Source organism: Microcoleus sp. LAD1_D3 (genome assembly GCF_036702135.1).
Classification (GTDB): Bacteria; Cyanobacteriota; Cyanobacteriia; order Cyanobacteriales; family Microcoleaceae; genus Microcoleus.
Map to the genome: position 1 here is coordinate 1 of NZ_JAUBSB010000097.1, position 14,952 is coordinate 14,952.

Annotated in this window: 8 protein-coding genes; 5 read left to right on the forward strand and 3 right to left on the reverse strand. The window is 46.1% G+C overall.

All coding sequences use genetic code 11. The features are described 5' to 3' along the window. Window positions 1-158: 158 nt before the first annotated feature. Both QUA74_RS28180 and xrtO read right to left on the reverse strand, forming a co-directional pair. Window positions 159-3,059, reverse strand: a complete 2,901-nt coding sequence (locus tag QUA74_RS28180) for a TIGR02921 family PEP-CTERM protein (RefSeq protein WP_333335718.1) — start codon at window positions 3,057-3,059, stop codon at window positions 159-161. Next, entirely contained in the window at window positions 3,049-4,602 is a 1,554-nt protein-coding gene (gene xrtO, locus QUA74_RS28185) for an exosortase O (protein WP_333335720.1), read from the reverse strand. Before xrtO ends, QUA74_RS28180 begins: the two co-directional genes overlap by 11 nt. A 127-nt stretch (window positions 4,603-4,729) precedes the next feature. Between xrtO and smpB the strand changes: the two genes are divergently transcribed. From smpB to QUA74_RS28200, 3 genes are all read left to right on the forward strand, one after another. Then, window positions 4,730-5,197, forward strand: coding sequence for an SsrA-binding protein SmpB (gene smpB / locus QUA74_RS28190; protein ID WP_333335723.1), 468 nt, complete (start codon window positions 4,730-4,732; stop codon window positions 5,195-5,197). 733 nt (window positions 5,198-5,930) lie between these two features. Further along, window positions 5,931-6,647, forward strand: coding sequence for a tetratricopeptide repeat protein (locus QUA74_RS28195; protein ID WP_333335725.1), 717 nt, complete (start codon window positions 5,931-5,933; stop codon window positions 6,645-6,647). Continuing rightward, window positions 6,644-6,874: an Osc7112_2153 family protein gene (locus tag QUA74_RS28200; RefSeq protein WP_333335728.1), complete on the forward strand. Its 231-nt coding sequence runs from the start codon at window positions 6,644-6,646 to the stop codon at window positions 6,872-6,874. Before QUA74_RS28195 ends, QUA74_RS28200 begins: the two co-directional genes overlap by 4 nt. 122 nt (window positions 6,875-6,996) lie before the next feature. On the opposite strand, the gene QUA74_RS28205 is transcribed toward QUA74_RS28200, so the two are convergent. Beyond that, entirely contained in the window at window positions 6,997-7,245 is a 249-nt protein-coding gene (locus QUA74_RS28205) for a hypothetical protein (protein ID WP_333335731.1), read from the reverse strand. A gap of 559 nt (window positions 7,246-7,804) precedes the next feature. On the opposite strand from QUA74_RS28205, the gene QUA74_RS28210 reads away from it, so the two are divergent. Beyond that, window positions 7,805-8,548, forward strand: coding sequence for a hypothetical protein (locus QUA74_RS28210; RefSeq protein ID WP_333335734.1), 744 nt, complete (start codon window positions 7,805-7,807; stop codon window positions 8,546-8,548). Between the two features lie 205 nt (window positions 8,549-8,753). Next, a complete protein-coding gene (locus QUA74_RS28215; protein WP_333335737.1) occupies window positions 8,754-14,420 on the forward strand; it encodes an AAA family ATPase in 5,667 nt (1,888 codons plus the stop codon). Window positions 14,421-14,952 lie beyond the last annotated feature (532 nt).

The following is a 14,952-nucleotide window of genomic DNA, read 5'->3' on the forward strand; positions in this document are numbered from 1 at the left end:
TCATTCTTTAACGTTATATGCTTGCTATGCAAGCATTATAACGTATTTTCACCGTATTTTTTGTTTAAGTCCCGTTAGTCTGCGGAGGCAGACTTTGTTTTTGTAGTAGCGGTTTCAACCGCCGAAACATCGAGGGAGTAGCCAACCCGGATTTACTTTCAACCTACCATTTTCGCGCGCCGCTGACGGAGGAAAATCACCAAAAGCCCGATCGCACTTACCGCCAACAGCAGCCATTCTTCGGGTTCAGGAACCCCCGAAACATTCAGAGGATTATTCGGCTTACTCAACTGTTCCTTACCAGATTCTACCTCTCTGTCAAATCGATCGCTCTTAGCTTCCGCTGCTTTTAGCTGCTCCCTTTGCGCGTCATTAACTAACACAATCATCGAAGAATAAGGCGTCACCACTTTGAAATTTTTAGCTACTGCGTGCATCGCATCCAGTTGCGTCAATTGATTTGAACTTTTCTGCTTGCTAAGTGCAGTTATCAACTGCCGCGCAGCTATCGGTTTAAACCCTTCATTTCCGGTATCTTTTAGCTCTGTAACAGCCCCCGATTTGAGTGTCTTTTCTGATTTGGAATTTTTGGCATAACTCCAAGCATAGCCATCAACAACGCTAACTGTAGATTGGCCCGAAGCTGCTGTTGTTGCTACTCGCTGCATCGCCTCTTTCATATCCGTAGCAACTCCGCCGCCGCTATCTTGAATAGCCTTTAAAGTTGCGTCGTCGTAGCCGGGGGGCAAACCTCCCAAATGCACTGTCCACAGCGGTGCAGAGATGGAAAGTTTAGGTTTGCGATCGTCCGACAATTCGTAGCTGTGGCGATCGCTCACCAAAAATACAGTATCGTAACTTTTATCGCCCCGCAACTGTGCAAACTGTTGCAGCATATCTTTGAGCTGAATCGTACCGTAAAATGTTACCTTTGCCGCATCGAAATTGCGTACATCTTCCACAAACTTAGGTGGCATTCCTGCAGCACTAGCGATATACAAATCAACAGCATTTTTGCCGGCTGCATTAGCTTTCAACCATTCAAAAGTATCTTTTACTTGCTTATTTTCCGCCGCCATGCTGCGGGAAGTATCGAGAATTACTGCAAACTTTTTGCCTTGCGGTAGCGAGTAATTTGCATCAGCCAGCGGCTTAGCAGAAATGATATTTTCTCCCGGTAGAATCGCCTGCTGCGGTGTTAGCGGTTGCTGTGCGGCTGCGGGCAAAAAGGGTGGCAGCCAAGTTTCTATTGCTTCTTTCCCGCTGTATTTCACCTCTTTTCCGGCGATCGTGCGGCGAGTATTTGGGTTCCAAAAAATGTTGCGTTTTTCAGCCAAAACAGGCATAGCCCAACCCTGTGGCTGGCGCATGACTTTGTAAGTAAGCCACAGGTGCATTTCGGTTGGCCCGTCGGTTTGGGTGAATTCTCGTTTAGCCGGGATTGGAAAAGCCCGCAAGCGGTATTGTTTAGGGCCAATTTGTTCGAGCAAAGCCGGATCTACTCTTTCTCTCACCTGTTGGTTGTAGACTTGCTGGGCTGCACCGCGAGGCGATACAGTAAATACAAAACGTTTGTTTAAATCGCCAGTATCGCCCAGCCAAATCCCTGTAACTGCGGCGCTTTCCGGCAGGGAAAAGTAGTAGAATACTTCTTGCAAGTTCGGTGTTTGATTGTTGTAAACTTCGTAGAGTTGAACGTCGGCCCAATCGCCGTTTTCTTTGACTGTCACTTCTTGCGATTTCAGCCACACTTTTTCTTGATTGACATTCAGCAAACCAGCTTTTGCTTCTTCCCGGTTTGATGTTGACTGCACCGCGTGTTTTACTGCTTCTGTGTCGCCTTTTTGCAGTTCCGTATCGAAGAATTCGCCGTAGAGTTTTTCTGCTTTTTCCACATCAGCACTAGAGCCTTGATACAAAAACGGCGACATTAAAAAATTATAGCTGTTCTGCACCGTTTGAGCCGCTCCGTCAGACAAATTCAAAGTGTTTTTGTATATCTCATAAATGTGGTTGTTTTCTCCCACAGTGCTGAGGTAGCGGTAAGGGGACAAATAAGCGTTAACTAAGCCCGATCGAATCATATCAGACTTGGCTAATAAAGTTTGGCGAACCGTGTCATTTGCGGGGGGAGTAGCCAGCATTTTCAGTGCTGCAACTTGCGGCTGCTGCTGCAAAGCGGAGAAAATAGCCAGCCAAGCTGCTATGACTCCCAAACTTCCGATTAGCGCTTTATTTTTCCCGTATTGTGCAGCAAAAATCAGCCATATTTTCCGCCCGGAATGAATGTAAAGAAAGCCGTACAGCGAAGGCATGACAATGAACAAACTACAGGTTAAACCAAATAATATAAAGGATAGCGGTATCCAAATTAAACCCCAGATCCACTCCCCATATCTAAAGATATCCCAAAATGCTGATACCCATGTAAACTTGAAAAATTCAATGACTACAGTGAAGAATCCATAAAGTGTAAACAATGCCACAGGTACAGCGTAATACATCAGCAATGTTGCCGCCCAAATGCCAACTATTAGCATTAAACTGTGACATCCTAATTGCAGCCACGCACTTCGTTTTTCTCGGATTAAGCTTAAAAAACGATGCTGTTTATTATGGGAAGTTTGAGAATCTGAGATATTTTGCACATTTTCTTTTTTACCCAGATAGCCGTACAGCATTTCCACTGAAAATGCTGCAATGCACAAAGCAATAGTAGCGATAATTTGATAACTAGCTGGGGTGAGTTCTCGCAGCAGGAACAAGCGGAGCAAACACAGCAAAAATAGCGGTGCTTCTACGCCGTAAAACCAACGCATTAGCTCTAGGGGTTGCTTGCTAAAACGCCTAGCTCCTATTACTGTACATACAGTGGGTACTGCGATCGTAGCTGCCATCGTCAAAGAAAACTCTAGCGGGATGGTGCCATCGATTGTCGCCATAATTAATGGCACTCCTATAATCGGCAAAATTCCCAAGTAAACAATCGATAAAAAAGTCAAATTCCACAGCCAAAAAATTGTTTTAAAAACTCCATCAAATACCTGTTTAATTTTCATTTATTTCTCCTTGTAAGCTTTGTTTAACGGTATCGTGTACATTACTAGCAAACTCTTTTACTTCATGATTTTCAGCTTGTAGCGAACTGTCAAATAAAATGGAAACTAGCACCCAATTGTGATTTTTGTGGGTGAGGTCGCTGCCGATACGGGACAAGAAGTTATCTGTAGTTAACTGTGCCGATTGCAGCCAGTATACTGCTGATAATTGGTTGTTTTTGAGAGACAGCCAGCGCGCTGTTACTGAAGGAGTTAATTGTTTTTTTTCTATGCGATTGACGGGAATTCCGCTCGCTACAAAACACAACTCGGGGGCGTGATAAGTTTGCCAGGATGTGCTCGCTACTGTGAGCATGGAACCGCGCAACTTGCCGGCGACAAATCTGATTTTTTGTGTTTGCGTGTCTGGATAGTTGCCAAAGAATTTTTGTTCGCTAGTATTCAGGGGAATCGACTCTGATTTAATGTATTCAGGTAATCTTAAAGGTGCGCTCGCCATTCTTGACGTTTCTACATGAGACAGTTGAGCCATGACTGCCAAAACTGTGACTGCGGCAATTATTCCTGGTTTAGCTAAAGGGTGATTTTCGAGTATTTCTGAGTTGGGTTTTGCAGAAATACCGCTGGTTTTTTCTGGCTGAAATTTCGGTACTCGGTGCAGCATTAACCAGGTCACAAAACAAGCACATACTAAACCGACTATTCCCAGAGGAACGTGAATAATTTCGGCTAGTTTTGGCTGTTTAAACACTTCTGAAACCAGGACTAACACGGCAACCCGCGCCGCGTTAGCAGACACCAACATTAAGAGATTAGCAGCGCCGACTGCTACCCATCTTAAACTTAATTTACGCCCTTCCAGACAGGTAGCAGCTAGCAAAAATAGCGTTCCCACTAAGAGAGTTTTAATGCCGCTGCAAGGCACGTCAACGTGAGCAATGCCGTTTTCCAAAACGATAATATCGTAAGAAGAAATAGCCCCAATGTGCAGCATTGAGAGCAACTGTTCTACTACCTGAGCAGTGATCACTCGCGCCGGCAAACCTAATCCGCTATTAAACTGACTGTTGAATGGTAAAATACAAGCCAGCAAGCCCGCAACTGGCAAGTTTTTTTGCCAAAAGTTCGGCTCCACCAATAAGCCGCACAGCCCGTAAGTTCCGAGGATAAATAGCAGGACAGTAATTTGTTTGATATCAATTATGTACTGAAGGGCGATCGAGCAAATACCCGCACCCAACATCAACAGCAGCGGATCTCGCCTCAAAACGAAATTTGGTAAAAATCCCGGCGGGCGATCGGAGTTCCCAGTCGATCGCACTACTAATGCTACAATCAAAAAACCAATTACTATCTTGTACAGTGTGGGTATCTCAACAAACGAGGATAACACCCACTTAACAGCCGAGATATTGGCCCAAAACCAAGCAAGGGCTAACAAACAAGGAGCCCCCCAAACCAAATTAACCCCAGAATTGGGACTGATAGCATCTGGAAGGTCAGAATTGGGAATATTGGTGCGCTGCATGATACCGCTTGACATTCACGTTGGTGACATCTTAGCTCAGCAAAATTAGTAATGTCTAGACCGGTTATTTAAGTTTTGTCAAGCTTCGATTTTCTCTACAGAGAAGCTAGCGTTATAATAATTAATTTTATTGGAGGTAAAAATGACCGAAAAAAGCCCAGGATACAAAATTGTTAGCGATAACCGACAAGCGCGCCATCTCTATGAAATTATAGAGACATACCAAGTGGGAATCGAGTTGAAAGGAACCGAAGTCAAATCTATTCGGGAAGGAAAAGCCAATTTACGGGACGGATATGGCTTAGTTCGGAACGGCGAACTGTGGCTGATCAACGTTCACATTTCGCCTTGGAGAAGTGCTAGCAACTATTTTAATCACGAACCCCGCCGCACCCGTAAATTGCTGATGCACAAGCAGGAAATTCGCAAATTAATCGGCAAAGTGGAAGAAAAAGGGTTGACTTTAGTGCCGTTAAAAATGTATTTGAAAGGCGGCTGGGTAAAACTGGATATCGGTTTGGGTAAAGGGAAAAAACTGTACGACAAGCGCGAAGATTTGAAGAAACGCGAAGATAAGCGGGATATGGAAAGAGCGATGAAGCAATTTTAGTCATCCGTCATTAGTCATCCGTTATTAGACATCTCCGAAAAAGAAACTGAAACCTTTGCTACTCAAAGGTTGAAATTGAATTTCGGAAGATGTTTATTAGTCAGAAGTAATTAGTAATTAGTGATTAGTGATTATCCCTAGTGATTGATTATTTTAGCTCGCGTTCGGTTAATTACTCATCATAATATTTCTCAATATCTCCCCTTTAGGATTTTGAAGACTTCCATCGTCACTACAAACTTAATTAGAGTTATTTCAACGGAGTCCATCTTCTCGGCTCTCCTGGGGTTGTGCTGGAAACGGTAGTGTGAGCGTCTCCCTTACCCAGGCTTTCGGACTCCTACCACAAGAAGTTTTATTTTTATTATCGCCTAAAACTCAGGCGAGCCATCTTATCTCCTAATACAGTCGCATATTGGCGATCCTCGCCTCCAAAGTAAGTATTATTACTTATCGAGAGCCAACAGTTGTGCCTTCTTCCGGGTTCCGGCTTCCCGGTTCTTTTTTTCTGAAAATATCCGGATGGCTTGTGGAGCCTCATGAATGATTAACCTATGCTCGAATACATCTGGGTAGTGGGAGCATTACCCAAGCATTTGGCTGTGGACTGACAAACTCTTATGAGAAATAAGCTCAAACCTGAGTCATTTCGTAAGATTATGATGCCATTAGGGTGGCCATTAAATCTCGCAAACAAAATATCGCCCAACTCTCAAGTTAAAAAATGCTAAAAATGACACCATTAGCTAATATTTTCAATGCCCTGAAAGAGCCAGCAAAAAAGCATCAGAACTGCAAGTGGGGAGCTTTCTTGCTGATGCTAGCAGTAGGCTTTGGTGGCTGGAAAATTGCTTTGCCCGAACTGGCATCTTTTTTTAATAATATTGCGTTTGAAAACTACAAAGCCAATCGATTGGCTGATACTCAAAAAGCATATGAGTTAGCGCTCTGGGTAGATCCAAAAAGCCGAACAGCTCTTTACAATTTAGGATGGCTTTGCGAAGAGGTGCAAGATTTACAATGTGCCCGAGGGAAATATCTGCAAGCTGCAAAACTCGGTCTGCCTGCTGCTTACAGCAACCTGGCTCGGTTATATATAGTTGATCAAAAAAACTATCCGGCTGCGGTTCACTTCCTGTGGCAAGGTTTGAAATTAGCTGAGGATGATCGAGTAAAATATTCTTTACTCAAAAACTTGGGATGGGCTCGCCTGGAACAGGGTCGATATTCAGAGGCATTGCAACATCTGGATGAAGCGATTAAACTTGATAGTGAAGGACCAGCAACTTACTGCTTAAAAGCGCAAGTCCTAGAAAAAATGAAAAATACTAAGGCAGCGCTACCGCAGTGGAAAATTTGTCTAAAGTATGCGGATTCTCAAGAATTCGATGAGGATATATGGATAGGGATGGCACGTCAACGATTAAACGAGGAAAAAACAAATAAATGAAACGCACAGTTTTGTTTTCATCAACCATACTGGCAATTATAACGGTACTGGAGCTAAGTCAAGCCTCAACAGCACTGCCAACTCCTTCGACTGTTAAAATTACAGTTAATGAATCAGTCGAAACGCCGTTCGACTCCAATCAATCGACGTGGCGGCGGTGCAGAGATAGAGATGGTGGAAAATATCCGTGTCCCAGATTCATCATGCCTCCGGAGAGCGAAGAATAAGAGTTATTTTCAATAAATTTTGTAGAGTGTACCATCAGCGCTTTACACCAACAGGTATGTAGTATGTAGTAGTATTATGTAGGTGCGCAGTGCGCACCTTACTATCGATCATTGCTGTGTCCTTACAGCCACCATGTAGCGATCACTTCGATATCCGCTAAAGGCTGATTTGTCCAATTTACTCGTCCCACCTTCTGAGCCGCTTTTTTCGCTGCTTCGCCGGAAATAATATCATCAGCTTCAACTTGCTTCAAACCTCGGTCAACTTTGTCAAGGAAGTAAACCCTCTTCATAACTTCCTCAAAAGTAATCTCTGGTGGCATTTCCTCTACGACCTTTAAGACTCTATATTTTACTGTAATATCTGACATGACCCAGACTTTTTTTGTTGAGTCTGCTCTAGAATAACAGTCTCTGTCCTCGTATCAGAGTAGTCCGTGTCAGTAAATCTACAGAATCGTAGATTTACTTAGTTAGGCTAACAAATTTAGGCAGGACGAAACCTAGACTGAAACTGGATTATATAAATTAGAGATTCAAATTTTACCGATAACCTCTAATTTTCAAAGTGTTTCAGATAGATAAAAAGCAATCAGTAGCCTCCGTCTAATTACTGAATACTGGGAAATACTCAGTATTGAATGAGCAGTTTGGACAGTTGGCTAAACAGTAGTTTTGCCGATGGCTCTAACAAAAATTTTAAGTTACAATTGCTTCAAGTGATGAAAGTGCCTTCACTCTTTCGTAGGGACTCCAAGTTGTGACTGCATCAGTCTGATTTCCTTTGACTGGTTGCCATCAATGTGAGGAGATTTTAAGGAATTCCATGTTAGGGATAAGCCGCTACTTCAAATTTTTTGGAAGAGGTGGCATTCGGCTCTAGCTAAATTCAACTACTAACTTGTTGTCCATTACTTGAGGAAAATTGAGATGAAAACCCTTCTAGATATAATAGAGAAAAAGAATCAGGAGTTTGCTCAGTTGCCGTTTTTCGAGTATATGAAAGATGAAAGTGTTGAGCCTCGCCAAAAACTGGCATTTGCGCCAGTGATTACCCCACTGGCGCTGGAGTTCAGCGAGTTGTGCAAGCGGGTTTTGCGACAGGAACCCACGACAAACAAGATTCAAGAAATGGTGAATCGGCACACTTATGAAGAACATTTTCACTGGCAATGGCTGCTGGAAGACATGGAGAAGATGGGCATGAATTATTCCATGCCTTTCAGTGAGGTTGTACGATTCATTTGGAGTGAGCACACCAAGGTATCTCGCTCCATGCTTCCTCTGTTTGAACGCTACACCTACCAAGCCGATCCGATCATGAAGCTGGTGGCGATCGAGGTTTCTGAAGTCACAGCCAATGTTTTTTTCCGGGCAACCAATCCGGTGGCAATGCAACTGCAAGCCATGACCGGCCATGAGTTCCGCTATTTTGGTATGTGTCACAATCATATTGAAAATACCCACACGCTCCATACTCCAGCCTCTTTGCAAGCCATCAGAGATATTGAAGTGCCAGAGGAGATTCGTCAACAAGCAATGGAGTTGATTGATGTCGCCTTTGACTATTTTGCAGAGCTGGTCAATGAATTTTTGGTTTACATCAAAACTCATTCCTACGAAAATCCGTTTGGCAAGACGACTCTTTCAGATCGAGCGTTGAGCGCCGTCTAATTTATTGCCATTGGTCAGTTGTTGTAGCGATGGTAGAGGGGATAACGCTTCTGTTCTACCATCATTTTTCAGTAGTATTACGTTTATACTTACAAATGGCTTGTGCTCTATCTATTCGATCGGTTTATGCTGAAAAAAATATGAGTGTAGTGTGAAACTAACCTTGAGAGTGGATAGAATGAATCCATTGTCTTGAACAGGGTTTATGCTAAAGAGCTTGATTGGAATTCCAGGGTATCGAATTCATGAAATGATTTACACCAGTTCCAGAACGGTGGTTTACCGGGGCTGGCGAGAGTGGGATCAAACCCCCGTTGTGATTAAACTTCTAAAAACGGCTTATCCCAGCCTGGTTGAATTAGCACAATTCAAGAACCAATATGCGATCGCCCAAATTTTGAACATGACTGATGGTGTCCGTTTCTATAGTCTGGAGACCTACCAAAATCAGCTTGCTCTAATTATGGAGGACTTCGGAGGAATTTCACTCAGGGAGTATGCAGCGCTTTGGGGCCAGCAGTCTGAAGTGAACACCTCACTTCATAAGGCTCCTCGCTACGAGCCACTGTTTCTCACCGAATTTTTGCAGATTGCGATCGCCCTCGCCCAATCGCTCAATAATCTCTACCGTCATCGCATTATTCATAAAGATATCAAGCCTGCCAATATTCTGATTCATCCCACCACCAAGCAGATTAAGCTGATTGACTTTAGCATCGCTTCCCTGCTACCCAGAGAAACGCAACTTTTGACCAGTCCTTCAGTGCTGGAAGGGACGCTGGAGTATTTATCCCCCGAACAAACCGGGCGGATGAACCGGGGCATTGACTACCGCACCGATTTCTATTCGCTAGGCATCACCTTCTACGAATTGCTCACTGGCCAGTTGCCGTTTCAATCGGACGACGCGCTCGAACTGGTACATTGCCACATCGCCAAACAAGCCCCCGCCGTCCATAACCTGAATCCTGCCGTGCCACCGCTCCTCTCGGAGGTGGTGAGCAAACTGATGGCGAAGAATGCCGAAGATCGCTATCAGACCGCCTGGGGACTGAAGCACGACCTGGAAACCTGTTTGCATCAATGGAACGCAACGGCCATCATTGTGCCGTTTAAGCTGGGACACCGGGATACTTGCGATCGCTTCGTGATTCCTGAAAAGCTGTATGGTCGGGAAGCGGAAGTGACCATGCTGCTGGCAGCCTTTGAGCGGGTGCAGCAGGGTGCGACCGAGCTGATGCTGGTGGCGGGCTTTTCCGGCGTGGGCAAAACGGCCGTCGTCCACGAAGTGCACAAGCTGATCGTGCGCCAACACGGGTACTTCATCAAAGGCAAGTTCGATCAATTCCAACGAAATATCCCCTTCTCGGCGTTGGTGCAGGCGTTCCGCGACTTGATGGGGCAAATGCTGACCGAGAGCGATGCCCAGATCGATCTATGGAAGACCAAGATTCTGGCTGCGCTGGGCGAGAATAGCCAAGTGATCATCGAAGTAATTCCAGAACTCCAACGAATCATTGGTGAACAGTCTCCTGCGTCGGAACTGTCCGGCAGTGCAGCCCAAAATCGCTTTCATCTGTTGTTCCAAAAGTTCATCCAGGTTTTCACCACGCAAGAGCATCCCCTGGTGGTTTTTCTGGATGACCTGCAATGGGCAGACTCCGCCTCGCTCAAGCTGATGCAACTGCTGATGAGCGAAGCAAAAAGCCACTATTTGCTGCTGGTGGCTGCGTATCGGGATAACGAAGTTTCGCCCGCGCATCCGTTAATGCAGATGATCGAAGAACTGCTGCAGGCATCGGTCACGGTCAATAAAATTGCTCTAGCTCCCTTGACCCCCATCCACCTGAATTACTTGATTGCCGATACTCTAAATGCCTCACCAGAGCAAGCAATTTCCTTGACAAAGTTGGTGTATCAAAAGACCCAGGGGAATCCTTTTTTCAGCAATCAATTTGTTAAATCGCTTTATGACGATGGACTGATTGTATTTGATGCCTCGATGGGCCGTTGGGATTATGACATCGCCCCAATCCGCGCTATGAGCTTGATTGAGGATGTGGTGGAATTTGTGGCCAAGCAATTGCAGAAGTTGTCGCTGGAAACCCAAAATGTCTTGAAACTGGCGGCTTGTATTGGCAACCAGTTTGACCTGGAAACGTTGGCGATCGTGTATGAGCAATCTCCCACAGAGACGGCTGCTGCTTTGTGGCCAGCCCTCAAAGAAGGAGTGATTTTGCCTTTGGGCGGCGAGGGATACAAATTATTCCCGACCGATGGTTGGACACTTGTGACAGAAAATGCACCCATCCCTAGCACTCAGGAAAAACCGATCGTCTCCTACAACTTTCTTCACGATCGCGTCCAACAAGCAGCCTACTCGTTGATTCCAGACGATGACAAACAGGCGACTCATCTCAAAATCGGGCAACGGCTGTTGAACAATGTGCCTGAAGCCGAGCGAGAAGCCAACGTTTTTGAGATTGTGAATCACCTGAATATCGGTATCGAGTTGATGCGATCGCAGGACGATGGCTTGCGCCCCGCTCCGCTACGGGAGCAACTGGCTCAACTCAACCTGATCGCAGGACGAAAAGCCCTCGCTTCCACCGCACACAAAGCTGCTATTGAGTATTTGACCGGGGGAATCCGCTTGCTGCGATCGGACTGCTGGCATAGTCAGTATGCGTTAACCTTGTCTCTGCATGAGTCAGCGGCTGAAGCGGCTTATCTCTGCGGAGCCTATGAGCAGATGGAGGAACTGGGTGAGGCCGTGATGCGGCAAGCCAAGACTTTGCTCGATCGCGTGGGCATTTACGACATCAAAATTCAAGCCTATACAGCCCAAAATAATGTGCTGGCTGCGATCGCGATCGCTCGGCAAGCGATGGCACAGTTCGGCCTCGTTTTTCCTCTTGAACCCACCCCGGCTGACATTCAGGCAGCCCTCCAAGAAACGGCTGTTCTGCTGGGCGGGCGTAATCCAGAAGAACTGGTCGATTTGCCGATGATGACGGCGGCAGACAAACTGGCGGTTGTTCAAATTGTGGCTAGTGTGGCTCCCGCTGTTTATATTGCCGCCCCAAATCTGTTTCCGTTGCTTATTTTGTCGCAGGTGAAAGCCTCGATTCAGTATGGTAATGCGCCCTTTTCTGCGTTCTGCTATGCCTGCTACGGAATTCTTCTAAACGGGATTTTGCAAGACGTTGAAGTGGCCGCTCGGGTGGGCAAATTGGCGTTAGGGTTGAATGCCAAGTTGAATATCAACGTCATCAAGCCCACGGTTTTATATGTCGTGGGTGCTTTCATCATCTATCTGAAATCTCATCTCCAGAATGCTGTGCAGTTGATGTTGGAAGGCTATAAAATTGCGCTCGACACGGGAAATATCTACTACGTCGGCTTCAATGCGAAAGATATTTGTCAGTATTCCTATTTCCTGGGGCGGGAACTGCCTCGGCTAGAGGAAGATATGCAGGCTTATAGTCTTGTCCTGGAGAATTTCCAACTAACTACCACCCTCAACTACTGCCGGATCTATCATCAAGCGGTTCTTAACTTACTAGGCAAGGCCCAGAATGCTTGTGTTCTGACTGGTCAAGCATTGAACGAGGAAGAATTATTACCTCAGCTAATTGCTGCAAATGAATTTACAGGACTTCACTATTTCTACGTTCATAAACTAATTCTCTGCTATCTGTTTGGGGATCTGTCTTTGGCGATCGCAACTGCTACTCAAGCCAGACAGTATCTAGGAGCAGGCACCGGATACGCCACGATTCCGGTCTTTGAGTTTTATGATTCGCTCACTGCGCTGGCTGCCTATCCTACTGCTACACCGTTTGAACAGGCAGAATTGCTGCAACGAGTGACTGAGAACCAGCAAAAAATGCAAACCTTGGCCAGTCATGCGCCCATGAATTATCTGCATAAATTTGAGTTGGTGGCAGCGGAACGGTGTCGGGTGTTGGGTCAAACGGCGGTCGCGCTCGATCACTACGATCGCGCGATCGCGGTCGCCAAAGCCAACGAATACACGCAAGAAGAAGCCCTTGCCAACGAACTTGCAGCTCGATTCTATCTAGACTGGGGCAAAGAAGCGATCGCTCAGGTTTACCTGACGAATGCCTATTATGCCTACGGACGCTGGGGCGCGAAGGCAAAGCTAGATGACCTGGAACACCGCTATCCCCAACTCTTGGCTCCGATCGTGCAAGGCGAGGATGCAAGCTCTCCCATCCGGGGCGTACGCTCCACTACCACCGGGGCGGGACGTAGCAGTTCCAGCATTTCCGAAACTCTAGATTTGGCAACGGTGATCAAAGCATCTCATGCGCTGGCGGGAGAAATTGAGTTGGAGAAGCTACTGGCAACGTTGATGCAGGTAGTGGTTGAAAATGCCGGAGCCGAAAAATGTGTACTGCTGCTGCGACATGAGGAAAATTGGGTGATTGCCGCCCAAACCGCGACCAATGTTGAGATCGAAACTCCGTTAGAAGTGGCGACCCAGCGCTCCAAACTCGGTGAGAATTCGGCGTTTGGCTTGCGCTCGCGACCCCTGCGATCGAGCCGCGACATTCCCCACTCCGTTGTCAACTATGTTTCCCGCACTGCCGAGCCTTTAGTGCTGGATGATGCCCGACTGGAAACGACCTTTGCCACCGATCCCTACATGATTCAACAACAGCCCAAAAGCTTGCTGTGTATGCCAATCTGTAATCGCGGCAAGTTGATTGGCATGGTGTATCTGGAAAATAATTTGACTATCGCCGCTTTCACTCGCAGCCGTATGGAAGTTCTGCGGTTGCTCACGGCGCAGGCAGCGATCTCGCTGCAAAATGCCATGCTATACAACAAGCTTGCCCTGGCAAAAGCGCAACTGGAGCAAGCAAACCACACGCTGGAAGAGCGAGTGGATCAGCGAACTCAGGAATTGCACGAGAAAAATCAACATCTCTCTACCACCCTAGAGCAACTGCAACGCACGCAAACCCAATTAATTCAAACTGAGAAAATGTCAGGGTTGGGGCAACTGGTGGCTGGAGTGGCTCATGAAATCAACAATCCAGTGAACTTCATCTACGGCAATCTGATCCACACTGCTGAGTATACGGGGCATTTACTGGACTTAGTGGAGCTTTATCAACAGACCTATCCAGCGACCAACCACAAAATTGAGGAGAAGATTACAGAAATCGACTTGGACTTCCTGATTGAAGACTTGCCCAAGATACTGAGTTCAATGAAAGTAGGGGCCGATCGCATTCGTCAAATTGTCCTATCCCTGCGAAACTTCTCGCGACTGGATGAAGCAGAAATGAAGCCTGTTGACATCCATGAGGGAATTGACAGCACACTCATGATTTTGCAAAATCGGCTGAAAGCAAAACCCGATTGTCCTGCCATTGAAGTTATCAAAGAATACGGCGATTTACCAAGGGTAGAGTGCTATGCAGGCCAGTTGAACCAGGTATTTATGAATATTCTGGCAAACGCGCTTGATGCTTTAGATAACTACAACGCTCAGCGTTCTGCCAAAGACGCACTCAATAATCCAAGTTGCATCACAATTCGGACTAAGTTATTGACTAACAATACTCAGCCTAGTCATTCTAAAAGAGTGGTGATTCAAATTCAAGACAACGGTTCGGGGATAACGCAACAGGTTCGACAACAGTTGTTTGACCCCTTCTTCACCACAAAACCTATTGGTCAAGGGACTGGATTAGGACTGTCAATTAGCTATCAAATTGTAGTTGCTAAACATGGTGGCTCCCTCCAATGCTTTTCTGAACCCGGTCGAGGGGCTGAATTCTGGATTGAAATTCCTGTTAGCCAAACCAGTAGTGACTGTACTGCCGTGGCTAACTGAGTATTCGTAGGGCTTGGAGGAGCGGTATTTGGGAAATAAGGGCTAGAATCCTTGCTGGACAAGGGTTTCAATTGCTACAAAAGCGGATGGTGTCAGCGGGGCTATTTCTGGGTCATATTCCTGTACCGCTAGGGAGCGCGACCTTCACCAACCGCTGAGGGATATTGCTGGCGGCTGATTGGCAAACATCCCAGGAGAGCGAGTGTATGAGTTGCGGGTGGACGTTGAAGGAGATTGAAGGCGATTCAGAGTATGCGAGCTAGCGTGAAACCATTACTTCAGCTTCGAGGCTCTTGTTTTTACCTGAATCAGCAATCTTTCAGCGCTTTGTGGAATGGCATCATCAGGGTGCCTATCCTGAATGTCAATTAATCGCACCCCCATATCTTCTACTTCTTGAAGCAGAATCCATTCATCGGGAGTCCAAACATCTCGAAGATTGTCAGGAGCAACACCTAAGGACTGAAAAATAAATAACTTGATGAAGTATTAAGTTTGAGGTAGGGCTCTATAGTTCCATTTTGGCAAGTAT